Origin of the sequence: Wolbachia endosymbiont (group A) of Volucella inflata, assembly GCF_947250665.1 — a bacterium.
GTDB classification, from domain to species: Bacteria; Pseudomonadota; Alphaproteobacteria; order Rickettsiales; family Anaplasmataceae; genus Wolbachia; species Wolbachia pipientis.
On sequence record NZ_OX366338.1, the window covers coordinates 935,183 to 957,344 of the forward strand.

25 protein-coding genes, 1 tRNA gene and 3 pseudogenes are annotated in these 22,162 nt (G+C 34.5%); 17 read left to right on the forward strand and 12 right to left on the reverse strand.

The features are described 5' to 3' along the window. Positions 1-8 precede the first annotated feature (8 nt). Entirely contained in the window at positions 9-407 is a 399-nt protein-coding gene (locus OOK85_RS04755; RefSeq protein WP_264702459.1) for a WD_0964 family protein, read from the reverse strand. Positions 408-639: 232 nt separating this feature from the next. Here OOK85_RS04755 and OOK85_RS04760 point away from each other — a divergent pair, with 232 nt between their 5' ends. Genes OOK85_RS04760 through ccmE form a run of 8 tightly spaced genes read left to right on the forward strand, consistent with a single transcriptional unit; the run spans position 640 to position 7,764 of the window. Then, positions 640-1,227: an NADH-quinone oxidoreductase subunit J gene (locus tag OOK85_RS04760; RefSeq protein ID WP_264702461.1), complete on the forward strand. Its 588-nt coding sequence runs from the start codon at positions 640-642 to the stop codon at positions 1,225-1,227. Continuing rightward, a complete protein-coding gene (nuoK, locus tag OOK85_RS04765; RefSeq protein WP_006012916.1) occupies positions 1,218-1,526 on the forward strand; it encodes an NADH-quinone oxidoreductase subunit NuoK in 309 nt (102 codons plus the stop codon). Before OOK85_RS04760 ends, nuoK begins: the two co-directional genes overlap by 10 nt. Before the next feature lie 4 nt (positions 1,527-1,530). Continuing rightward, positions 1,531-3,378, forward strand: a complete 1,848-nt coding sequence (gene nuoL, locus OOK85_RS04770; RefSeq protein WP_264702466.1) for an NADH-quinone oxidoreductase subunit L — start codon at positions 1,531-1,533, stop codon at positions 3,376-3,378. 3 nt (positions 3,379-3,381) lie between these two features. After that, positions 3,382-4,824 (forward strand): complex I subunit 4 family protein, encoded by a 1,443-nt coding sequence (locus OOK85_RS04775; RefSeq protein WP_264702468.1) that lies wholly within the window; start codon positions 3,382-3,384, stop codon positions 4,822-4,824. Further along, positions 4,821-6,206 carry an NADH-quinone oxidoreductase subunit N gene (locus OOK85_RS04780; protein WP_182319606.1) on the forward strand — a complete coding sequence of 462 codons (1,386 nt, stop codon included), beginning with the start codon at positions 4,821-4,823 and terminating at the stop codon, positions 6,204-6,206. The genes OOK85_RS04775 and OOK85_RS04780 overlap by 4 nt, the downstream gene beginning before the upstream one ends. A 4-nt stretch (positions 6,207-6,210) precedes the next feature. Continuing rightward, positions 6,211-7,254: a biotin--[acetyl-CoA-carboxylase] ligase gene (locus tag OOK85_RS04785; protein WP_264702472.1), complete on the forward strand. Its 1,044-nt coding sequence runs from the start codon at positions 6,211-6,213 to the stop codon at positions 7,252-7,254. Next, positions 7,251-7,388 (forward strand): CcmD-like small membrane protein, encoded by a 138-nt coding sequence (locus OOK85_RS08020; protein ID WP_253309437.1) that lies wholly within the window; start codon positions 7,251-7,253, stop codon positions 7,386-7,388. The genes OOK85_RS04785 and OOK85_RS08020 overlap by 4 nt, the downstream gene beginning before the upstream one ends. Continuing rightward, the gene (ccmE, locus tag OOK85_RS04790; protein WP_264702474.1) at positions 7,372-7,764 is read left to right on the forward strand and encodes a cytochrome c maturation protein CcmE; all 393 of its coding nucleotides are present in this window, start codon (positions 7,372-7,374) and stop codon (positions 7,762-7,764) included. Before OOK85_RS08020 ends, ccmE begins: the two co-directional genes overlap by 17 nt. A 74-nt stretch (positions 7,765-7,838) precedes the next feature. Here the strand turns inward: ccmE and OOK85_RS04795 are convergent, their stop codons facing one another. Then, entirely contained in the window at positions 7,839-8,084 is a 246-nt protein-coding gene (locus tag OOK85_RS04795; protein WP_264702476.1) for a hypothetical protein, read from the reverse strand. Positions 8,085-8,149: 65 nt separating this feature from the next. Here OOK85_RS04795 and OOK85_RS04800 point away from each other — a divergent pair. Continuing rightward, positions 8,150-9,003, forward strand: a protein-coding gene (locus tag OOK85_RS04800) for an IS630 family transposase (RefSeq protein WP_264702478.1) whose coding sequence is annotated in 2 segments (ribosomal slippage) — positions 8,150-8,467 and positions 8,470-9,003 — 852 coding nt in all. Because the reading frame shifts where the segments join, the coding sequence is not laid out codon by codon here. Here OOK85_RS04800 and OOK85_RS04805 read toward each other — a convergent pair. Next, on the reverse strand, positions 8,969-9,721 hold the full coding sequence (locus OOK85_RS04805; RefSeq protein ID WP_264702480.1) for an IS5 family transposase: 753 nt from the start codon (positions 9,719-9,721) through the stop codon (positions 8,969-8,971). The genes OOK85_RS04800 and OOK85_RS04805 overlap by 35 nt on opposite strands. A 157-nt stretch (positions 9,722-9,878) precedes the next feature. Here OOK85_RS04805 and uppS point away from each other — a divergent pair. Both uppS and OOK85_RS04815 read left to right on the forward strand, forming a co-directional pair. Next, positions 9,879-10,409, forward strand: a pseudogene (gene uppS / locus OOK85_RS04810) (polyprenyl diphosphate synthase); the annotation flags it as partial. Then, positions 10,399-11,025, forward strand: a complete 627-nt coding sequence (locus tag OOK85_RS04815; protein ID WP_010082212.1) for a phosphatidate cytidylyltransferase — start codon at positions 10,399-10,401, stop codon at positions 11,023-11,025. The pseudogene uppS and the gene OOK85_RS04815, both read left to right, overlap by 11 nt. Before the next feature lie 16 nt (positions 11,026-11,041). Here OOK85_RS04815 and OOK85_RS04820 read toward each other — a convergent pair whose 3' ends face one another. Then, a complete protein-coding gene (locus OOK85_RS04820) occupies positions 11,042-11,233 on the reverse strand; it encodes a zinc-finger domain-containing protein (protein ID WP_264702483.1) in 192 nt (63 codons plus the stop codon). Between the two features lie 67 nt (positions 11,234-11,300). After that, on the reverse strand, positions 11,301-11,807 hold the full coding sequence (gene coaD, locus OOK85_RS04825; RefSeq protein WP_264702486.1) for a pantetheine-phosphate adenylyltransferase: 507 nt from the start codon (positions 11,805-11,807) through the stop codon (positions 11,301-11,303). A gap of 81 nt (positions 11,808-11,888) precedes the next feature. Between coaD and OOK85_RS04830 the strand changes: the two genes are divergently transcribed. Next, positions 11,889-11,961, forward strand: a tRNA-Phe gene (locus OOK85_RS04830). A gap of 89 nt (positions 11,962-12,050) precedes the next feature. Continuing rightward, positions 12,051-13,052: a gamma-glutamyl-gamma-aminobutyrate hydrolase family protein gene (locus OOK85_RS04835; protein WP_264702488.1), complete on the forward strand. Its 1,002-nt coding sequence runs from the start codon at positions 12,051-12,053 to the stop codon at positions 13,050-13,052. Positions 13,053-13,297: 245 nt separating this feature from the next. Here OOK85_RS04835 and OOK85_RS04840 read toward each other — a convergent pair whose 3' ends face one another. Continuing rightward, positions 13,298-14,248 (reverse strand): IS481 family transposase, encoded by a 951-nt coding sequence (locus tag OOK85_RS04840; RefSeq protein WP_264702189.1) that lies wholly within the window; start codon positions 14,246-14,248, stop codon positions 13,298-13,300. A 249-nt stretch (positions 14,249-14,497) separates the two neighbouring features. On the opposite strand from OOK85_RS04840, the gene OOK85_RS04845 reads away from it, so the two are divergent. The 3 genes and pseudogenes from OOK85_RS04845 to OOK85_RS04855 all read left to right on the forward strand — a co-directional run. Next, positions 14,498-15,487 (forward strand): Rpn family recombination-promoting nuclease/putative transposase, encoded by a 990-nt coding sequence (locus tag OOK85_RS04845; protein WP_264702490.1) that lies wholly within the window; start codon positions 14,498-14,500, stop codon positions 15,485-15,487. A gap of 242 nt (positions 15,488-15,729) precedes the next feature. Then, a pseudogene (locus OOK85_RS04850) lies at positions 15,730-17,008 on the forward strand (IS4 family transposase). A 79-nt stretch (positions 17,009-17,087) separates the two neighbouring features. Further along, positions 17,088-17,960: pseudogene (locus tag OOK85_RS04855) on the forward strand (IS256 family transposase); the annotation flags it as partial. On the opposite strand, the gene OOK85_RS04860 reads toward OOK85_RS04855, so the two are convergent. The 6 genes from OOK85_RS04860 to OOK85_RS04885 all read right to left on the reverse strand — a co-directional run bounded on the left by OOK85_RS04860 (position 17,932) and on the right by OOK85_RS04885 (position 21,303). Beyond that, positions 17,932-18,684, reverse strand: a complete 753-nt coding sequence (locus tag OOK85_RS04860; protein ID WP_264702164.1) for an IS5 family transposase — start codon at positions 18,682-18,684, stop codon at positions 17,932-17,934. The pseudogene OOK85_RS04855 and the gene OOK85_RS04860 overlap by 29 nt on opposite strands. A 26-nt stretch (positions 18,685-18,710) precedes the next feature. Continuing rightward, positions 18,711-19,022, reverse strand: a complete 312-nt coding sequence (locus OOK85_RS04865) for an ankyrin repeat domain-containing protein (protein WP_264702492.1) — start codon at positions 19,020-19,022, stop codon at positions 18,711-18,713. 216 nt (positions 19,023-19,238) lie between these two features. Then, positions 19,239-20,186, reverse strand: coding sequence for an IS110 family RNA-guided transposase (locus OOK85_RS04870; RefSeq protein ID WP_264702207.1), 948 nt, complete (start codon positions 20,184-20,186; stop codon positions 19,239-19,241). Between the two features lie 212 nt (positions 20,187-20,398). After that, positions 20,399-20,749, reverse strand: a complete 351-nt coding sequence (locus tag OOK85_RS04875; RefSeq protein ID WP_264702494.1) for a hypothetical protein — start codon at positions 20,747-20,749, stop codon at positions 20,399-20,401. Continuing rightward, positions 20,750-20,959 (reverse strand): tail protein X, encoded by a 210-nt coding sequence (locus OOK85_RS04880; RefSeq protein WP_264702496.1) that lies wholly within the window; start codon positions 20,957-20,959, stop codon positions 20,750-20,752. Next, entirely contained in the window at positions 20,956-21,303 is a 348-nt protein-coding gene (locus OOK85_RS04885) for a phage tail protein (RefSeq protein WP_319803677.1), read from the reverse strand. The genes OOK85_RS04880 and OOK85_RS04885 overlap by 4 nt, the downstream gene beginning before the upstream one ends. Positions 21,304-21,399: 96 nt before the next feature. On the opposite strand from OOK85_RS04885, the gene OOK85_RS04890 reads away from it, so the two are divergent. Next, entirely contained in the window at positions 21,400-22,152 is a 753-nt protein-coding gene (locus OOK85_RS04890) for an IS5 family transposase (RefSeq protein WP_264702263.1), read from the forward strand. The last annotated feature ends 10 nt before the right edge of the window (positions 22,153-22,162 follow it).

The window sequence follows — 22,162 nt, forward strand, 5'->3', positions numbered from 1 at the left end:
GGTGTATGTCAAGTAACAACAACTTGATTTGAGGTATTGGCACCAGAACTTCTGCTTGTTGGGTGGATAAGTGGAGTTTGGAATGACTTATATGTACGGTTTAGTTCCTTCATTTCTATTTCTTCAACTTCAACAAGGGGTTTTTCTTTTGGGGTATAGCGATTATGCGTTGCAGGTCGTTCAGTGAGATTTTCATATGTTTCTTTCAACCAAGTTCCGATATCATACATAAATCCATACGCTTTTTCTTTAAATTCTCTCAATGATCTACTGAAACTTGCTAGTGTGTTATTAAAGTAAATTGTCATATAGTCTCTTGTGGTGTATTGATAACTTTCTCCATCTAGTCTGCTACTTTGTGCGTTAGAACTATTGTTGCTTTTGAAATAACCAAATATGTTGTACATTTTGAGCCGCCATTAATTACTAACATACACATATTATATATTGATAAATTAAAATAGTCAAGGATAAATTAAGGATTTAGTGTATTGATTAAGCACTTAGAAAGCGCTCTGTACAATAATTTAAAATGGAGCTGGAGCTTTGTAGTACAATGTTTTCAAACGTTTAATATAATATTGACTTTACCACGATAGTTACTTTAAATTAGTAACTATTGTTGCAGTTAAAGTATCGATGCCTTTTTTCTTTTATTTTTTTGCAATTCTTAGCATTTTATTTGCTGTATGCGTAATTAGTGTAAGAAATCCTGTGCATGCAGTATTATTTTTAATTTTCACCTTCGTTAACTCTGCAGTGCTTTTTATTCTCCTGGGAGCTGAATTCATTGCTATGATGGTGCTGATAGTATACATCGGTGCGGTTGCGGTGTTGTTCCTCTTTGTAGTTATGATGCTCGATATTGACTACATAAGGTTGCGCCAGGGTTTTGCAAAGCATTGCACTCTTGGTGCTATGTTGTGTGTTGTGTTTTTTCTAGTCATCAGCTTTGTAATCCGCAGCTCAGCACCGAATATAAGCAATGTTATAAACTATAATACCAATAATGTGAAAGCTATTGGTAATTTGCTGTATACCGACTACATGTACGCTTTTCATCTTTCTGGTATTCTGCTGCTTGTTGCAATTGTCGGTGCAATTGCTCTTACTTTGCAGGACAAGAAAAAAGGAGTTAAAAAACAGAATGTATTAAAGCAATTGACACAATCTTCATCTGTAAAATTGATTAAGGCTAAATTTGGAAAAGGAGTAGAATGGAAATAGGATTAAATCACTTTTTGATAGTTGCTGCTGTTTTGTTCACTATTGGAGTGTGCGGTATTTTCATCAACCGTAAGAGCATAATCAATATATTGTTATCAATAGAAATATTATTGCTGGCAATTAATATCAACTTAGTTGCTTTTTCTGCCTTTATGAATGATATAGTTGGGCAAATTTTTGTGATGTTTGTGTTGACTGTTGCGGCAGCAGAGTCAGGAGTTGGGCTTGCAATATTGGTTGTATATTATAGAAGCCGTGGCAATATAGATGTTGAACAAGCAAATTTAATGAAAGAATGAAAGTATGATGGATATACTGAAATTAATAGTATTTTTGCCACTTTTTGGTTCGCTATTTGCAGCACTTTTTAGAAAAAGTCAGTTAGTTACAACGGCAGGGATTGGAATATCTGCAGTTTTATCTTGGTATGTTTTTCTCACCTTCTCTGAAAATTATCACTTGAGTTTATTTCCTTTGTTTTCATTGAGCATCTTAAAAGTAAATTGGGCAATTAGTGTGGATGCTCTCTCATCCTTAATGCTTATTGTTATTACCACCGTTTCACTGGTAGTACATCTCTACTCTATCGGTTATATGGAGCATGATAAGGGGAAGTCGAGGTTTTTTTCTTACCTATCGCTATTTACGTTTTGCATGATTGTGCTGGTTGTAAGCGATAATTTCGTGCAGCTTTTTTTTGGCTGGGAAGGGGTTGGCCTATGTTCTTATTTACTCATAGGATTTTGGTTCCAAAAATATTCTGCAAATAATGCAGCAATTAAAGCATTTGTTGTGAATAGGGTAGGAGACTTTGCACTATTGATTGGAATCTTTCTTATTTATTATACATTTCACTCTTTGAAATTTACTGAAGTTTTTGACACATCTGATCTTCTTGGCGCGCAGAACATTAGGGCATTCTGCTGTGAATTCAAAGTAATTCATATAATATGCATATTACTTTTTATTGGCTGTATGGGTAAATCTGCACAGCTTGGTTTACATGTTTGGTTGCCAGATGCAATGGAAGGGCCAACCCCTGTTTCTGCACTCATTCACGCAGCAACGATGGTAACAGCAGGTATATTTTTAATAGCAAAATGTTCTCCATTGTTTGAGTTATCAAATGTGGCACGAGAACTAATAGTTATTGTTGGTGCGCTCACTGCTTTTTTTGCAGCTACTGTTGCGATTACTCAGAACGATATAAAGAAGATAATTGCTTATTCAACCTGCAGTCAACTTGGTTATATGTTCATGGCATGTGGGCTTTCTGCTTACAATGTTGCTATTTTTCATTTAATGACACACGCTTTTTTTAAAGCTCTACTATTTCTTGGTGCTGGCAATGTGATTCATGCAATGCATCATGAGCAAAACATTCAGAAAATGGGAAATTGCTGGAAGAAAATCCCTTGCACTTACACTCTCATGTGGATTGGGTCTCTTGCGCTTTCTGGAATATTTCCATTTGCAGGTTTTTATTCAAAAGACTTGATAATTGAACATGCTTATAGCACGGATAGCTTTGCTTTTGTAATAAGCTTAGTTGTTGCATTCTTCACAGCGTTTTACTCTTGGAGGTTATTGCTTCTTGTGTTCCACAGCCAAAAACAAAGTGAAATTAATATACATGAAGCACCGAAGATTATGCTTATACCATTACTGATACTTGCTTTTGGATCGGTATTTTCTGGAGTATGGGGAGCAAATATTTTGAACATAACTAGTAATGCGTTTTGGAAATCAAGTTTAGTGATGATTGATGAGCATGGAGTTCATAATTTCTTTATAAAACTACTGCCAACCTTAGCAAGCCTAAGTGGAATAGCACTTGCGTACCTAATTTACCAATATCAAGTAATTAGGCAAATTAAGAGTAAATTTTTACTTAAGTTTTTGCAGAATAAATGGTACTTTGATGAGGTGTATGAGTTTGTTATCATTGCACCGATAAGGTTTATATCTAAGCTTCTATGGAAGTTTGATGTTAAGGCTATTGATTCATTTGGGCCAAATGGTGTTGTAAGGTTGGTTAATGAATGTTCAAAAAGTTCTATAAAGTTACAAACTGGTTATATATTTGATTATGCATTTATTATGTTTGTTACTTTAATAATCGGTGCTTTATATATTATTGGAATTAAATAGAAGGTGTTGTTACTTAGTATATTTTTGCTTCCACTGATAGGAGCGTTGATTTTATCCTTAATCAGGATTAATCATCAATCTATACACTTAAGATTCCTTGCTCTATTTTTTGCTGTACTTCCATTTTTGCTTAGCATTGTAGCTTGTATAGAATTTGATTATAACGATGCGGACTTTCAGTTTGTCAGCTACCCAATTAGAAATGTTGGAATAGGGATAGATGGTATATCGTTGCTTTTCCTTCTGCTTACAACTTTCTTGTTTGTAATTTGTATACTCTACAACTGCAAAATGAGTTATACAACCCTTAAGCCATATATGGCATTATTTCTACTGCTTGAGAGTTTTGTAGTCGGTTTTTTCGTTTCACTGAATGCTATAAGCTTTTATGTGTTTTTTGAAGCTGTTTTAATACCAATGTTCTTTATTATTGGCATTTGGGGAGGAAAACACAGGGTATATGCAACGTTTAAGTTGTTTCTTTATACATTAACTGGCTCATTATTATTTCTACTTGGATTGGTGTACATCTATAGCACTTTTGGGACGTTTAATATACAAAAATTAGCTACATTAGTGCCAAACCTTGATCTTGAAGTGCAGTCATTGCTGTGGATTGCATTTTTTATTTCTTTTGCAATAAAAGTACCGATGTTTCCATTTCACACTTGGCTTCCTGATGCACATGTGCAATCACCAACTTCTGGATCTGTGATTTTAGCTGGCTTGCTTATTAAAATGGGGGGATATGGATTTTTAAGGTTTTCTATTCCAATGCTTCCTCAGGCAAGTTTGTATTTTTCAAATTTCGTTGTTGTGCTGAGCATTATTGCGGTGATATATGCTTCGCTAGTTGCGTTTGCTCAAGATGATATAAAGAAGTTAATAGCTTATTCTTCAATAGCACATATGGGGATCGTTACCGCTGGCCTCTTTTCATTTTGTGAGGAAGGAGTACTGGGTAGTATATTTCAAATGATTAGTCATGGCCTTATTTCTGCTGCTTTATTTTTATGTGTTGGAATGCTATATACTCGAACTGGGACTTTGGAGATTGCAAAATATTTTGGCATAGTAAACACAATGCCAAAATTTGGTTTTATGTTCATTTTATTTTCAATGGCTTCAATAGGGCTACCTGGAACATCTGGGTTCGCAGGTGAGTTTTTGGCTATGGTTGGGATGTTTAAGAGCATAGGGTTTTTTACAGGATTTATCGCACTTGGCACTATTTTAAGCGCAGTTTATATGCTGAATTTATGTAAGCAAATAATATGGGGGGTTAGCTATTCTAAATTGTTAAATAACCGTTTGGATAGCATAGAATTTTCTGTCTTAATTCTGCTTGCAGTGTTTGTTATTTTGCTTGGATTTTACCCAACCCTTGCACTGAATTATTTGAAGCCATGTATGGCAAATTTGTTAGTCAAATATAATGCGCTATGAATTATATACAGATATTGCCGGAAACGTTCTCTATTATCTCCTCGTTAGTGTTGCTGCTGCTTGGGATTATATTTAACCGCCGAACTATCAACTTATTAGCACTTGGCTGCACAGTGATAACTTTGATTATTTTAATTATTTCGGCAGAAAACAATGAAATTTTTCTCTTTAATTCGTTGTTAAAACTCAATTTATACATCAGATTAGCTCAAGGATTGATTCTTACCACAGGAATTTTAATACTTTTGCTGCTGAATTTATCAAAATATGACTATAAATATGAATTTTCAATACTGATTCTTTTTGCGCTATTTGGCATGATAACTTTGGTTTCAGCAAATAGCTTGATTTCTTTCTATTTAGCTTTTGAGTTGATGAGTATATCTTTGTATGTTCTTGCGAGCTTTAATAAAGATTCAGCTTATTCATGTGAAGCAGGAGTGAAATATTTTACACTTAGTGCACTATCTTCCTGCATTATGCTATATGGAATGTCGCTGCTTTATGGATATACAGGACAAGTCAATTTCTCTGAGCTCAGTTCATTCTTGCAAAACCATCAGATAACTTATGGAATAGTTTTTGGGTTAGTCTTTGTCCTAATTGGTTTGTGTTTCAAGCTTGCTATTGTTCCTTTTCATATGTGGGCTCCAGATGTCTATCAAGGTGCACCTACCATAGTAACTGCGTTTTTTTCTACAGCTCCAAAAGCTGCACTTGTAACATTTTTAATTCGATTGATGAATGAAGAGTTAGTAAATGTAAAAAGTTATGTTCAGCCTATTTTCTTATACGTTTCAGCATTGTCTGTGCTTATCTCAGCTTTTGGGGCCTTGCGTCAGCAAAACTTAAAAAGGCTGCTTGCTTACAGTTCAATTGGTCACATTGGTTTTATATTTGCTTCACTTTCTATTTTTACACAAGCAGGAACAGATAGTGCCTTAATGTATTTGGTGATATATATCATCACAAGCATAGGGCTATTCTCATATCTCGTACAAATTGACGATGACGATTGTGATATTGCAAATTTATCTGGTATAGGGAAGAAACGCCCAATTGTAGCATTTCATCTTTCTGTGCTGTTACTCTCGATGTCGGGAATACCTCCACTTGCAGGTTTTATCGCTAAATTTTTTATATTCAAAAGTTTAATAAATTCTGGCTTTATCAGCCTGTCTTTGATCCTTGTAATAGCGAGTGTGATATCATGCTACTATTATTTAAATATCATGAAAGTTATGTATTTTGATAAAGCTAGTGGTAATAAGGTTGCTTATTCTAAGGGTCTATTCATTATCACTTCAGTGGCTTCACTGATCAATCTCGTTCTTTTCTTGTATGTAGAAGATCTTTACTCACTCATTGAACTAAAGGGCTGACAAGGTGATCCCTGAGGGTTTTTATATTCATCGTTACAAAGAAGTTTCAAGCACTAATACAGAAGCGTTGGATTTAATTGGGAGAGGAATATCAAATGAAACCGTTATTATTGCTGACAAACAAACAGAGGGTAGAGGACGCACTGGAAAAAACTGGATTTCTCCAGAGGGTAATTTTTATGCGAGTTTGGTGATAAACCTCTTTAACGATTATCTGAATGAAAGCCAGCTTTCGGTGTCATTCCAGCGCGTGACGCTGGAATCTAGAAAAAAAGAAGAATGGTCAAGCACACAACTGTACAAACGTTGTGGTATTCCCACCAAGGATGATGTCATCCCAGTGCCCAGACACTGGGATCCAGAAAACTTAATTACAAATGGGCACATCAGGCAACTGTGTAATAAGAACTGGATTCCAGTGTCACGCACTGGAATGACACCACATACCACCTGCAAATTGCAATGTTCGCATAGTTATGTGTCAAGCACTGGGGAAAATACTGGGATGACAGAAAGAGGTTTAATGAATCAAGTTAGCAAATTAACAGAATTGACTTTTGTTACTGCTCTTGCCGTTAGAAATACTATACTGTCATTTATAAATGGTCTAAATCTCCAGTATAAATGGCCAAATGACATTCTAATCGATGGCAAGAAAATAAGTGGAATATTGCTTGAAAAAAGATCCAATTCGAATTGGCTCATTATAGGAATTGGAATTAATGTCAATCATGCACCACTTCCAGGAACAACGTGCATTAGCAATTACGGTGAATCTGTGTCTAACATGGATTTGTTAAAGGAATTAATAATAAATTTTAATAAGCTAAGAAAGCAATGGCTATTCGGTGGGTTTTATGCTATAAGAGAAATGTGGTTAAAAAAAGCATTCAAAATGAACGAGCAAATCAGTGTAAAGTTAGCTGACAAATTGTATGAAGGAATTTTTGCTGATATAGATAAAAGTGGTAAATTGGTGTTGCAGCAAAAGGATGGAAGCTTAATTTATTTTGATGCAGGTGAGTTATTTATTGATAATGCATTATGAATACATATGTAATTTTTGCTTACCTTATTAGTTTCACGCTGATTGCTGGAGAGCTAATTTTTACCATTTCTTGCTATATTAAAAGTAAAAAAATCTTAGAAAGCCTTAAAAGTAATAATGAAGAAGAAACATAAGCGATTACTTATAACTTCAGGAATTTTCTGCTTTTTAAGTTGTGCAGTTTTTTTTATTTTAACAACGCTCAAAGAAAATATCTCATTTTTCTATACAGTAAGTGAGGCAATAGTTTTACCAAATAATCAAAAGCCAATCCGTGTTGGTGGAATGGTTGTTGAAAATAGCGTGATACGAAGCGAAAGCGAAGTAGTTTTTCAAATGACAGATTTTAACAAAAGCGTTGTAGTGAAATACCAGGGAATACTTCCTCCAATGTTTTCAGAAAAAAGTGGTGTTGTTGTACAAGGTAAAATGTTTGATAATAGTACTTTTCTTGCAGATACAGTGTTTGCAAAACATGATGAGAACTATATGCCGAAAGTTTTAAAATAGATTTCCTAACTCAGCTATATTAAAATAGCATATGGAGAAGGTAACAGCCTGATATCAGGCTATTACCTTTTTTATTAAAGCAATCCATTCTCTTCACCAGTAATATGGAGTAATGGAGGAGCTTCTCCAATATCTGGAATCGAATTCCTAAGATCTGCAAGTTCACTATCTATACTACTTGTCTTGCTGTCTATACTATCTATGGTTGATGATAATTGTGTTATTATACCACTTTGAATTGCACTATCCATATTTTCGTCATACTTATTAATGCTGTTTATCAAGCCATCATAAAAATTTTTAAGGTGCTTTATGGTCAATGTATAGCTCTTTTCATAATGGTCCAAACGGGTTAAAATAAGAGTTTATAGTAGTGAAGGTAAGTATGCCAGCAGCATATAGTTATGATTTAAGAAAAAAAGCAATGGAAGTGCTAGACGAAGGGGAAAGCAGAGAAACGGTAGCAGCAAGATTTAAAATTGGAAGAACTACATTATGGGAGTGGCAGCAAAGAAAAAAAGAAACAGGAGATTTTCAGTCGAAAAAACTTGGAAATGGAGGTTATAATCACAAAATTACCGACTGGAATAAATTTACTGAATTTGCCAAAAAACATGGTGGAAAAACTCTATCGGAAATGGCTAAGCTTTGGAGTAATGTTAGTATCCCAACGATTCATCGAGCTCTTAAAAAAATTGGACTCACACGCAAAAAAAGACATATGGATACAAAGAAAGGAATGAAGAAAAACGTGCTGAATTTTTGAAAATTATAGCAACAAAAGAACCTCAAAACTTAGTATATATAGATGAATCTGGTATTGATAATACCGAAGACTATCCCTATGGATATTCTCAGAAAGGACAGCGGTTTTATGCTCTAAAATCTGGTAAAAAAATTCAACGAATCAGTATGATTGCAGCCTTAAACGGCAGAAAAATAGTTGTTCCGTTAACATTTGAAGGCCACTGTAATATGGATATCTTTAATAAATGGTTTGAGCAGTTCCTAACACCGATTTTGGAACCTGGACAAACTGTTATCCTTGATAATGCTACTTTTCATAAGTCTAATAAGATTACTGAACTTGCTAAAGGAGTTGGTGCAGAAATTTTATATCTACCGCCTTATTCTCCCGATTTTAACAAAATTGAGCATCATTGGTTTGCTATAAAAAACAGAGCTAGGCTCTGTGGACAAAATTTTAGAGAAGCCATACAAGAGCTCCAACAAAATTGAGAAAACCCATAAAAACCTCAGCAGTTTTATCAAATCTGGAAAAAATGCGCCTAAAATTTTTAATTTTACCAAAAAAACACTCAATCAAATGACGTTCTTTGTAGATATGCTCATCGTAATACCTTTGCACTTTTCGATTCCGTTTTGGCGGAATAACTACTGTACATCCCTTGTCTTCAAGACTTATAACAAAGGCATTGCTATCGTAGCCCTTGTCAGCTACTACAGTAGAGTTATAGATACTTTCGGTCAACACTTGTGCCTGCGTAATTTCATTTCTTTGACCAGGAGTCAGAGTAAATTTAAGTGGATTTCCAAGTGCATCGACAAGCGCATGTATTTTAGTTGTAAAGCCACCTTTGCTCCTCCCTAAAGCTTCTTGATCCTTGGAGTTTTTTGTATATCCAGATGAACATGGATGGCCTCGGATGATCGTACCGTCGATTATAGCAACTTCTAAATCAGGCTCTTGTTTAGTATATTCAAGCAATTTTTTCCAGACATCTCTTTCACACCATCTTTTAAATCGCTTATGTATACTCCTGTAATTACCATAAGTTTTTGGTAAAAGTCTCCATTGGCAACCACTTCGCACTATGTACCACACTGCCTCTATGAATATTCTTAAACGTTTTTCATCTTTGCTGTGCATTCCTTTTACGCTTTTTATGAACTCTAAAATTTGTTTCCAATTTTCCTCTTTGATGTAATATTGCATATGGTAGTTTCTCCATTTTTTACCTATTAGGCTAAACTACCATCTTTTTCTCTCTTTTCATATTTTTTGTCCACAGAGCCTAGCTGTTTCAATAATATCTTCTTGTTGTGCTGTAACCTTAGTGTGAATATCTATTGGAATAATGTTACAACTTACAACTTTGTATGCATTCTCTATGGAGAATTGGCTTAGACCCAAAAACGAAACTGACTGTCTATTTGATTTATTTTACTCTGTCTTAACTAATGAAGATAAAGTCAATTTTATTTGCAACTGTAACATTAAGTTGAATTTTATTGGCAATTTAAGTCTGTTATCCAGTAAAATATTGGATCAAATTAAAAAAGCAGAAGAAATGACACATAAGAACGATGGTTTATTACTCACTGTGGCAGTCAGTTACGGAGCAAAGCAAGAAATTACACAAGCTATAAGCAATATTATAAAAGAAAATATTGCTTATGTATCAGAAGAGGAATTTGAAAAATTTCTATATACTAAAGATTTGCCAAAATTGGATTTATTAATTCGCACTGGCGGCGAAAAAAGGTTAAGCAACTTTTTATTATGGCAAGCAGCTTATGCTGAATTGTATTTTTGTGATACTTTATGGCCTGATTTTTCTTGTCAAGATTTGAGTAAAGCATTAGAAGATTATACAAAAAGAGAGAAAAAATATGGTAGATAATAATTTTATAATTAGAATGTTGTCCTCAATAGTAATATTATTCATATTTTCCTTTGCTACATATTTCAGTGATTTATCGTTTTACCTATTGATTTTTTCAATAGCAGTTTTATCTTCTTTTGAATGGTATAATCTAACCCAAGGAAATAAAATTTTATACGTTTTTGCATTATTATTGATTGCACTACCAAGCGCCTCATTAATATATTTATATAATCTACCACAGGGAAAATACGCATTAGTATGGTTCGTCTTAACCATTTGGGGAATTGACGTTACTGCCTACCTATTTGGTAAGAATTTTGGTGGAGCTAAAATTTGCCCAATTATTAGCCCTGGAAAAACTTGGGCAGGGCTTCTTGGTGCGATTTTAGCTGGAGTAGTGTGCACAATTTTTGGATCAATATTTTTTGGTCTATTTTCAATTTTTTATTCTCCAATCATTGGCCTTGCAATTGCTATTCTAGCGCAACTTGGCGATTTCACTGAGTCGCTTGTTAAAAGAGCTTACGGTGTTAAAGATAGTGGAAATATGATACCTGGCCATGGGGGAGTGCTCGACCGTATGGACAGTTTCATTTTTACTGCCCCTCTTATTGCTATTTACATAAGCTAAGTCTGCAGAAGTGCCATTAGAGATCATCCCTAGTCAGCTCCCCAACCGCTTCTACAGTACAGTCATGGACAAACGTCTTTTCACAATAAGGGCAGGCTATTTCCTCTTCTTCTCCCATATCTAAATATATTAATGGATGGCCGGAACCATCATCATTTTCATCACCATGACAACAAACTTTTCTATTATTAACCCTCACTTTTGACATGCTACTCCTTTAGCTTATAACATTTATATATTAAATATACTCATTCAGAAATAAAAGACAACAAGCACTATTCTCCATTTTTTACCCTATTCAGGTTAATCAATTCGTTTTGAACGCCTTTTGATACAAATTTGCTAACATCTTCTCCTAATCTTGCTATTTCCTTTACAAAACTTGATGAGATAAATTGAGTATCTTCAGAAGCGGGAAGAAATATGGTTTCGATTTCGGGAAGAAGTTTATAATTTACCCAACTCATTTGAAACTCGTAATCAAAATCCGATACTGCTCTTAATCCTCTAATAATAACAGAAGCATTCTGCTCTTTGGCAAACTTCACTAGCAACCCATTAAAAGATATAACATCTGCATCAATTCCTAGTCCTTTAATTTCATTTTCAGCCATGCTTGTGCGTAGCTTTGTGTCAAAGGCAGTATGCTTATTAACGTTTTCTGCAACCCCTATTATTAATTTATCGACTAGTTTACATGCTCTTTTGATTATGTCAATATGCCCAAAAGTTATAGGGTCAAATGTGCCAGGGTAGATTCCTGTTCTGTTATTAATGTTCATCCTTTATTTTTATATAAACTACTTTAAAAACTTTTGATAGACATGATAACATTTTTTATCTAAAAATGAAAGTATACAGTTGGCCTGATAGCTCAGTTGGTAGAGCAAAGGACTGAAAATCCTTGTGTCGCTGGTTCGATTCCTGCTCAGGCCACTTTCCTTTCTTACTAAATTTACCTTTTTGTTGTAAAACGTTCTATAATATGTTATGATATTGATATAAGTGTTGAGAGGGTAAACTATATGTATAAATATTATAGCAGAATATTTAATATCCTATTAATTATAGTTCTATTATTAAGCAATATTACTTATGCTGGCGTTAGTGAAAAACCGGCATCTCAACATGTAACCAGAAAAGAAGAACCAGCGTCAACTGTCTTGACGGCAGAAAATACAGTAAATAATGACGTAGTTGTTGGTTTGTTGAAAACGGAAGAAGCACATGAACTTGGGCTATCTCAAAATATCTATGAGATGTTTAATAACTTTGGGGTTAAGACTGTACTGATTGATTATAATAAGATAATTAGCCTTAAAAAAATTCAGACAGAGTCACTTAATCTCGCAAAACAAGATGAAACATTGGCAAAAAAGCTAACATTAGACCGAATAAAAGTTGAAGTTGCACAATTCATTAAAGAGCACAAAATAAATAGGATATTTATTCCGGATAATTTACATTCAGCACCCACTCCTTATCGCCAGCTTGTTACTGAAGCAATTGTAAAAATAGTTGATGGTAACCCTGCAATTCATTTACTTGGCATATGTGAAGGCATAATGAATGCAAAGGGAATTGAAGTAGTGAGTGTTGTGGGTGATGAAGAGAAGCAAAGATCTCATTTAAAATCAGCACCTAATCCACAGAAAGAGGATGTACCTCTCCAGCAGATAAAGATCGTTCCAAATAGTCGTTTAGCAGAAGTAGTAGCCAAATTCCTAATACCTAATGAAAATGGCTGGTTTTCAACATATTTTCCAGATGCTCATTCAGGAGCAGTAAGTAATACACCAGAAAATAGAAGAAAATTGGAGTCACTTGGATATAAAGTTGCAGCATTTTCCAGTGAGGGGGTAATAGAGGCTATTGAAGATAAGCATGGTAATGTTCACTTTCAAAGTCACCCAGAAGCCCTTGTTGTGAAGTCAGATAAAAACCTCTATTTATCAAATCACAAGGAACGTCAAGTGTCTACACTAGTTGCTATAGCGATTATGAATGATTTTCTTTATCGTGCTTAATGGCTATAGCTTTAGGCTTACCGACGATTTGATAAACGACAGATTTGTCATGTATCCGTTCAGGCAATGGCGTCAACTTAAGGAAAAATGTCAGAGATTGTGTATAAAATTTCTCTCTAAATTTTTTATCATTAAATTATCCAAAGAGTGCAATAAACAGCACTTTTGTTTCTGTTTTATTGCAACAAAGAAGTCTAAAATGTGTCCTTTTTAGGTGAAATATGCAAAAAGGAAAAAACCTTATTCTAGGTGTATGGTCCCAGAGTGTGATGGTGTGGATTTAGTATAAATAATTCTGGAGACTGTGTCCACTGATAACATATAAATTCATAAGGAGTAAGACCCTTAAGAGTTTTGAGTCTCTTTGCATAATTATAAGCCATAACAAAGTTATAAAGGTGTTCTTTAAGTTGCTGGTGCGATTGATAGTAATACTTCTTAACTGTAGCATCCTTTAAAGTTTTATTCATACGCTCGACTTGCCCATTCGTCCAAGGATGGCTAACTTTTGTCAAACGATGTTCAATAACATTCTCTTCGCAAACTCTATCAAATATATGTTGGAAAGCATACTTATGACGCTTCTGGTTTGTAAATTGTATACCGTTATCTGTCAAAATAGTATGGATTTTATACGGTAAAATTCTAATCAAATTACGTAAGAACTCAGCAGCTATGGGTTTTGTAGCACTGTTACGCAACTCAACATAGGTAAATTTGGATGTCCTATCAATAGCAACAAACAAATGTAATTTGCCCTCCTCAGTTCTAACTTCAGCAATATCAATATGAAAGTAACCGATAGGATATTGTTTGAATTTCTTTTTTGACTTAACTTCTCCATCAACAGTTGGTAATCTGCTAATGTTGTGTCTTTGTAAACAACGATGCAAGCTAGAGCGAGTCAAATGCGGAATTGTAGACTGCAGAGCGTAAAGGCAATCATCTAGTGGCAGTAGTGTATACTTGCGAAATGTAACTATTATAGCTTCCTCTTCTAGCGTTAAAACAGTCGATCTTGGACGCTTTGGACCCATATCAGCATCTTTCGTAAATGAACGTTTTCTCCACTTAATAATAGTTTTTGGATTAAGGTTATAATGCTTGGAGAGTTTTGCTATGCTCTCTTTTCTATTTTGTATTGCTCTACGAATCGTCTGTGTTGTTTTGGCGCACCCATGTAATATTTGTCCCATAACTCCTCCTTTGATGGTATTTTTTTCTCATATTTTATCATACCATCACACTCTGGGACTGTACACCGGCTTTTAAGGTGCTTTATAGAAGAGTTGGTAAAAAAAAGACGTTAAAGTACAAAATGCTATTCTATGGTTATCTATGAAGGCTGTTTTTTCACCAACATATTCAGAACTTAGAAAAACAAAAGAGTTGAATATTTCTTCACAATTGTTTATAGTTACTAATGCTTTTTATCTTACTTTCTCATGGCTCTTTCGAAGTTTCTTGATCCTAAGTGCGACCTAACATTTCGTCGAGTCTTTGGCACTGAAAAAAATAAGAATATCCTTATTCACTTTATAAATGATATTTTAGGACTTACTAGTGAGTATGCTATACAAGACGTCGAGTTCCTAGCCACTATTATGGTTCCTGAAATTGCTTCTGATAAACAAAGTATTGTTGATATTCTTTGTAAGGATTCAACTGGTAGAAGATTTGTTGTCGAAATGCAGGTTGCTAGAGATAAAAGTTTTCAACAACGTGCTCAATTATACGCTGCTCAAGCTTACTCAAGACAGCTAGATAAATCTGGTAATTACGTTGATTTAAAGACAGTTTACTTTATAGCTGTTTCAAATTGTAACTTATTTCTTGAAGATGTTGGTTATATCTCAACTCATAATATACGTGAGATCAGAACTAATGGTCATTACTTAAAAGACTTACAATTCATCTTTATTGAGCTACCTAAATTTTCTAAGACTAAGGTAGAAGAGCTCGAAAACACCGTAGAACGTTGGTGTTATTTTTTCAAGTATGCAGAAGATACTACAGAAGAAGATCTCAAAAAGATTGCAGAACAAGCACCAGTAATAAAGCTAGCATATGATGAAATAGATAGATTCGGCTGGAAAGAAAAAGATCTGGTAGCCTATGAAGAAAGAATTTTGAGTGTAAAAAAAGAAGAGGCTATTTGGGCTCAAAGGATTGATGATGCTAAAGATCAAGGCAGACTTGAAGGCATACACATCGGCGAAGAAAAAGGCAGACTTGAAGGAAAAGAAGAAGGCATCAAAATTGGTGCGGAGCGGGGTATTCAAATTGGTGAGGAAAAGGGTAGAAAAGCAAGAGAAATTGAAGTGGCTAAGAATTTACTTAAGGCTAATGTTTCCATCGATATCATTTCTCAAACTACCGGTCTACCCATCTCTGAAATAAAGAAACTTCAAAAGCATAAAGACTTTTCTGGCTGATTGTGTACTTTCACTTCACTTAAATAAGAATCTGGTTTCGTGCTGGTGTTTGTTGCTGATTGACCTTTTAGATGACTAATGTTAGCAAGAGAGACGGCAGAGAGTATACAGTTGATTATTTCTTTAGCTAAAGATGGGAATGTTCAAAAAAGCATACGCGTCAAGTTAAGGAAATAAAGGTATGAAAGAGATAGAATAATAAGGTATAAGTTCTCCCAGATATACTTTTAGTGAGAGAACCAATGAATAAAATAACTTGCTTATCAAAAAAGCTCAAAGAATTTTTTAATGAAAAAGCAGAGAAAATCTCAATTACAACAAGGTTTATAAAAAGAAAGAGAAAGCTAAAAGGTTCATCATTCGTAAAAGCCATGGTCTTGGGTAATATAGGAGTTGATAATTGTAGCATAGAAACAATGTGTCAATTACTAAACGAGGACTCGATAGATATAACAAAACAAGGTTTGGATTTTAGATTTACTGAAGAAGCAGTGGAATTTATGAAAAGGATGTATAATGAATCTGTGATTCTCTTTAAAAATATCTTGCAAGTTGATTGCAAAATCTTACAGCAATTTAATAGTGTTAAATTATTGGACAGTAGCTATATTACTCTACCTAACAGTATGGAAGAGATGTATAAAGGTTATGGACAGTGGCTATGAAAGCAATACTAAGTCTGGAATAAAGTTACAATTAGTTTTCGACTACATGAATCAGATAATAGACCAACTTAATTTAACGGAGGGGGTAAGATCAGACCAGGGATATAGGAAACGTTTAAGTAATATATTAAGCAATGATTTGCTAATATCTGATCTCGGTTATTTTGTGCCAAAAACAAATCAATGAAATAGGAGCTTATTTCATAAGTCGTTATAAATCCGATACCAACATATATGATGTAGAAACAAATCAAAAAATGGAGTTATTAGAATGTTTAGAGATTTTTAGAAAACGAGGTATTGTTAGGAAAAGAAGCAAAAATTAGAGTAAGAATTATATGTCAGAAACTAACTGAATATGGCCAGAAGAAGGAAAGCTAATAGATTAGCAAGATCGCAGGATCCTCTAAAAGAAATCAAAAATTGTTGAACTGGTCAATATTTATAACTAATGTTCCAGAAAATAAAATTAGTGCTGAGCAAGTATTAACGATTTACAGAGTAAGGTGGCAAATTATTTAAATTGTATAAAAGCCATATCAGGCTTGATAAGCTAAAAGGAAAGCCATGCAGAGTATTATGTGAACTATATGCTAAATTGTGCGCAATTCTTATATTTCACGGCATAGTTGGTTGCACAGAAGTGAAAAAGAATACAGAACTTAGCTTAACAAAGGCATTTATTGAGCTAAAAAGGCGGGTTAGAGAGTTATTTTTAGTATTAACCAAAATTAATAGTTTAAAAGCATTTCTTAAAAAACTCACTATAACTTGGTCGCGATTTTCATTAAAAGACAAACGTAGAAGGGCTAGAGTATCCACTTTAACCTCTCTAAATTTGCTCACAATCTCTTAACTTGACGCGTATGGTTCAAAAAAGTGTGTCAAACCGAAAAAAAAGTAATAAATTGATATAAAAAAATGGAGGTTTGACGATGAGTCAGAAAGTAGTAAACAGAACTACCGGTTTGGTAGATTACAAAGAATTAGAAACAAATATCCTGTCGTCTATACGAGAAGGCAGGCCGTTGACAGGAAGAGATGGTGCATTAACACCATTTATAAAAAGACTGCTGGAGGCAAGTTTGGAAGGTGAAATAGAAAATCACTTGTTGGCTGAAAGTGAAGAAAATAATCGAAGAAATGGGAGAAATGCAAAGACTTTACGTACAAGCGCAGGGTCATTTGAGCTTTTGACGCCAAGAGATAGAGAAGGAAGTTTCGAACCACAAATAGTCAAAAAAAGGCAAACAAGCCTACATCCAGAGCTTGAAACAAAGATTTTGAGCACATTTGCCAGTGGTATGAGCTATAGAGATATAGCATCACATGTAGAAGAAATTTACGATCACAAAATATCGGCAGCAGAGATATCCAGTATTACTGACAAACTGCTACCGGTAATCAACGAATGGCGTAGTCGCCCGCTGCAATCTGTATATCCAATAGTGTTCATGGATGGCATGTTTTTTAAGGTCAAAGAGGATGGACATTGCGTAAGTAAATGTATGTACAATATATTGGGCATAGACCAAAATGGCAAAAAAGAAGTACTAGGCTTTTATTTAGCTGAAAGTGAAGGAGCTAACTTCTGGTTGGGAGTACTAAATGATCTAAAAGAAAGAGGAGTAGAAGATATTCTAATTGCTTGTGTTGATGGGCTAAAAAGCTTTCCTGCAGCCATAAATAGTGTATTTCCTAATGCAGAGGTACAGCTATGTGTGGTACATCAGATACGCAATTCTCTAAAATATGTATCTAGGCTATGTGGACAAAATTTTAGAGAAGCCATACAAGAGCTCCAACAAAATTGAGAAAACCCATAAAAACCTCAGCAGTTTTATCAAATCTGGAAAAAATGCGCCTAAAATTTTTAATTTTACCAAAAAAACACTCAATCAAATGACGTTCTTTGTAGATATGCTCATCGTAATACCTTTGCACTTTTCGATTCCGTTTTGGCGGAATAACTACTGTACATCCCTTGTCTTCAAGACTTGTAACAAAGGCATTGCTATCGTAGCCCTTGTCAGCTACTACAGTAGAGTTATAGATACTTTCGGTCAACACTTGTGCCTGCGTAATTTCATTTCTTTGACCAGGAGTCAGAGTAAATTTAAGTGGATTTCCAAGTGCATCGACAAGCGCATGTATTTTAGTTGTAAAGCCACCTTTGCTCCTCCCTAAAGCTTCTTGATCCTTGGAGTTTTTTGTATATCCAGATGAACATGGATGGCCTCGGATGATCGTACCGTCGATTATAGCAACTTCTAAATCAGGCTCTTGTTTAGTATATTCAAGCAATTTTTTCCAGACATCTCTTTCACACCATCTTTTAAATCGCTTATGTATACTCCTGTAATTACCATAAGTTTTTGGTAAAAGTCTCCATTGGCAACCACTTCGCACTATGTACCACACTGCCTCTATGAATATTCTTAAACGTTTTTCATCTTTGCTGTGCATTCCTTTTACGCTTTTTATGAACTCTAAAATTTGTTTCCAATTTTCCTCTTTGATGTAATATTGCATATGGTAGTTTCTCCATTTTTTACCTATTAGGCTAAACTACCATCTTTTTCTCTCTTTTCATATTTTTTGTCCACAGAGCCTAGATTTTTTCCATCTTTATTTCTGATTGTAGGATTTGCACCTTTCTCCAATAAAAGCTTTATGATTTCTAAATCTCCTCGATATGCAGCATTGTGAAGTGCTGTACTTCCATACCCGTTGATAATATTTACATTAATTTCTTCGTTTATCAAAAACTTGACAACTTCTAAGCATCCTTCTCCTGCAGCATAATGTAATGTAGTAAGTTTAGAAATTTGCGTATCTACATCTAATAAATTTTTTACTGAAAACTTCACAATTTCTAAGTTACAATCAACTATGTTTTTTAAAAATTTTTTTATTTGTGTAATTTTGCAAATTATATGGGCAATAAAAACCCGTTTGTCATAGAAATAGAATTTTATATCAAACAGCTACCACAGCAATTTCTGCTTAAGCTAATGAATATGTGCTTTAAGTCTGTGTGGACGCACATATTCATTAGCCGATTTCAGTTACCGTTGTGAAGATTTTTAAGTATGCAAATTAATTGCTTCTTTAAGTCTTGTATTAGCAATTACTATAATTTTAAGCATTAGGGCTGTTATAGCCACCATCTTCTTCTTACCACTTTCAACAAGCTTAGAATAAAAGGCGCCAAGTATAGATTTTGACCTTGTAGCAGCCATAGCGGCTGTAAAGAGCTTTGAACGAACGTTACTTCTACCACCTGTAATCCTTCGGTAACCAACAGCTTTACCACTTTCTTTTGGATGCGGTGCAACTCCGGCAAGACTTGCTACTTCTTTTCTGTTTAAGTAACCAAGCTCTGGCATTAAACACAAAAAATCTTGTGATAACTTTTTACCTATTCCAGGAACTGTTTTAAGAATTTTTTGGCGTTGTTGTAATTCGCGGCTTTCATCAATAATCTTTTGTATAGTATCATTGAGTTCGTTTATTTGACTATCGAAAAACTCAATGGTCTTTTGACAGCTTTCTTTTATATGATCATTTTCCGGTGCTTCAAGTCTGCATTTTTCTTGAGTTCTCATTTGCGTAATATCATCACGACGTTGACAAAGTGCAGCCAAAGTTGATTGTTCTGTAGAGGTAGGTACAAATAGAGAGATAGTTCTATGGCGTTCAAATCCATATTGAGCAAGAGCTCTTGCATCTGATCTATCAGACTTTGCTAAAGTTCCGTGAGATAAAATAAAGCTTTTTACTTTACGAGTATTAGCTCGATGCACGGCAATATTTTTGTCGGTAAGAAAATGTGATAAGCCAAGCTCATATTTCCCTGTATTTTCTAAAGTCACTAAAGCATTAGGTAGAATATCTGAAAACTCTTGAAATAATTGTTGCCAACCAGAAGCATTATTATCAAATTCGACAGCATTCTTCTGTTTGTGAATTGCAACGACATTTTTAAATTTTCCGATGTCAATGCCAATAAAATTTTGATAAGATGTAACCATAATAAACCTCGATAGTTTTAGTTAATTTAAGATTGTAAACGGGTGCATATATATGTCCCAAGCAACTATTCAAACGTATCGAGAGATAGGGCTAGCGTACCTTGATACCAACGGTTGTAATACCAATTTCCTTTCGGTCGCGCACGCCCGTGATAGCCCTATTCCTAGTGAGCAGGGTTATCTTTCTCTCTTATCTCTTTTATATCACGTTTTTAACTTACAATTTCCTTAACCAAGTTACCTAAAGTAATTTGATGCCATTCTTTAGATACTTTCTCTTTTAATGACAGTCTTAAATTTGTTGCATGGGCTTTTATTAGTAAGGTTTTAGGTGGACTCTGCACCGTAATTTCATTAACTGTATATACACCCATCGGCATTACTCCGATTTCCCTGTACCCTAAAGAAATATTCAATTCATTAGGAATATCTATGTCTTCATCCCTGTAATCAACACACACTTCAACTACATCATCTATTGTTCCTGATTCATCGGTAAGGCGCAATGATATAACTCTATCTTTAATTGATTCACATTTATCTATTATAAAATCTGGCTGCATTTATTCCCAGACCTTTAATTTTGACTTTTGCATTGGTTTCTGAATAACAGGAAGCTTTATCTTTAATCCTGCAGGCAAAAAGCTTCCATATTCTGCCAAACCTAAGTTCTCTGCTAGTACTAATTCCGCTACTCCATCTGTAAATCCGTAATGTTTCCAGCAAATCAGATCTAGCATTTCTCCTTCTTTAGTTAAGTGATATATGGTCATCTATAGCTTTTCAAACTCAAACTAAATTCAACTTTTCTCGGTAGTCCATTAGGTAAAAAATACATCTGCTTTTCTTCTAATCTAGTAATTACAAATTGTCCTAAAATATTACCTAGACTATCTACTAAAACATTTGGTTTTTCAGCTTCTTTCATATTCTTTAGTTGATTTGGCCCGTTGAGATTATGCAGATAAATCATTCCTTCCAAATCTATATTTTCTACACCTTGGCCAGTATTTTGCAATAGTGGCATATTTTCAATACACTCAATAATACTCCAACGATTTTCTTTACTATACTTTAAACTTATCGGAGTAAATTTATATGGACCAAGAGATAACATCAATAAAATGTCTCTAGGCTCTGTGGACAAAAAATATGAAAAGAGAGAAAAAGATGGTAGTTTAGCCTAATAGGTAAAAAATGGAGAAACTACCATATGCAATATTACATCAAAGAGGAAAATTGGAAACAAATTTTAGAGTTCATAAAAAGCGTAAAAGGAATGCACAGCAAAAATGAAAAACGTTTAAGAATATTCATAGAGGCAGTGTGGTACATAGTGCGAAGTGGTTGCCAATGGAGACTTTTACCAAAAACTTATGGTAATTACAGGAGTATACATAAGCGATTTAAAAGATGGTGTGAAAGAGATGTCTGGAAAAAATTGCTTGAATATACTAAACAAGAGCCTGATTTAGAAGTTGCTATAATCGACGGTACGATCATCCGAGCCCATCCATGTTCATCTGGATATACAAAAAACTCCAAGGATCAAGAAGCTTTAGGGAGGAGCAAAGGTGGCTTTACAACTAAAATACATGCGCTTGTCGATGCACTTGGAAATCCACTTAAATTTACTCTGACTCCTGGTCAAAGAAATGAAATTACGCAGGCACAAGTGTTGACCGAAAGTATCTATAACTCTACTGTAGTAGCTGACAAGGGCTACGATAGCAATGCCTTTGTTACAAGTCTTGAAGACAAGGGATGTACAGTAGTTATTCCGCCAAAACGGAATCGAAAAGTGCAAAGGTATTACGATGAGCATATCTACAAAGAACGTCATTTGATTGAGTGTTTTTTTGGTAAAATTAAAAATTTTAGGCGCATTTTTTCCAGATTTGATAAAACTGCTGAGGTTTTTATGGGTTTTCTCAATTTTGTTGGAGCTCTTGTATGGCTTCTCTAAAATTTTGTCC

Coding starts and splice junctions, on each gene's coding strand:
- OOK85_RS04840 (WP_264702189.1), bottom strand. CDS start 14,248: ATGGGACAAATATTACATGGGTGCGCCAAAACAACACAGACGATTCGT.
- OOK85_RS04820 (WP_264702483.1), bottom strand. CDS start 11,233: ATGTCAAAAGTGAGGGTTAATAATAGAAAAGTTTGTTGTCATGGTGAT.
- OOK85_RS04780 (WP_182319606.1), top strand. CDS start 4,821: ATGAATTATATACAGATATTGCCGGAAACGTTCTCTATTATCTCCTCG.
- OOK85_RS04760 (WP_264702461.1), top strand. CDS start 640: ATGCCTTTTTTCTTTTATTTTTTTGCAATTCTTAGCATTTTATTTGCT.
- OOK85_RS04880 (WP_264702496.1), bottom strand. CDS start 20,959: ATGACCATATATCACTTAACTAAAGAAGGAGAAATGCTAGATCTGATT.
- OOK85_RS04860 (WP_264702164.1), bottom strand. CDS start 18,684: ATGCAATATTACATCAAAGAGGAAAATTGGAAACAAATTTTAGAGTTC.
- OOK85_RS04835 (WP_264702488.1), top strand. CDS start 12,051: ATGTATAAATATTATAGCAGAATATTTAATATCCTATTAATTATAGTT.
- OOK85_RS08020 (WP_253309437.1), top strand. CDS start 7,251: ATGAATACATATGTAATTTTTGCTTACCTTATTAGTTTCACGCTGATT.
- OOK85_RS04845 (WP_264702490.1), top strand. CDS start 14,498: ATGGCTCTTTCGAAGTTTCTTGATCCTAAGTGCGACCTAACATTTCGT.
- OOK85_RS04885 (WP_319803677.1), bottom strand. CDS start 21,303: ATGTTATCTCTTGGTCCATATAAATTTACTCCGATAAGTTTAAAGTAT.
- OOK85_RS04875 (WP_264702494.1), bottom strand. CDS start 20,749: ATGCAGCCAGATTTTATAATAGATAAATGTGAATCAATTAAAGATAGA.
- coaD (WP_264702486.1), bottom strand. CDS start 11,807: ATGAACATTAATAACAGAACAGGAATCTACCCTGGCACATTTGACCCT.
- ccmE (WP_264702474.1), top strand. CDS start 7,372: ATGAAGAAGAAACATAAGCGATTACTTATAACTTCAGGAATTTTCTGC.
- OOK85_RS04805 (WP_264702480.1), bottom strand. CDS start 9,721: ATGCAATATTACATCAAAGAGGAAAATTGGAAACAAATTTTAGAGTTC.
- OOK85_RS04870 (WP_264702207.1), bottom strand. CDS start 20,186: ATGGTTACATCTTATCAAAATTTTATTGGCATTGACATCGGAAAATTT.
- OOK85_RS04890 (WP_264702263.1), top strand. CDS start 21,400: ATGCAATATTACATCAAAGAGGAAAATTGGAAACAAATTTTAGAGTTC.
- nuoL (WP_264702466.1), top strand. CDS start 1,531: ATGATGGATATACTGAAATTAATAGTATTTTTGCCACTTTTTGGTTCG.
- nuoK (WP_006012916.1), top strand. CDS start 1,218: ATGGAAATAGGATTAAATCACTTTTTGATAGTTGCTGCTGTTTTGTTC.
- OOK85_RS04755 (WP_264702459.1), bottom strand. CDS start 407: ATGTACAACATATTTGGTTATTTCAAAAGCAACAATAGTTCTAACGCA.
- OOK85_RS04815 (WP_010082212.1), top strand. CDS start 10,399: ATGGTAGATAATAATTTTATAATTAGAATGTTGTCCTCAATAGTAATA.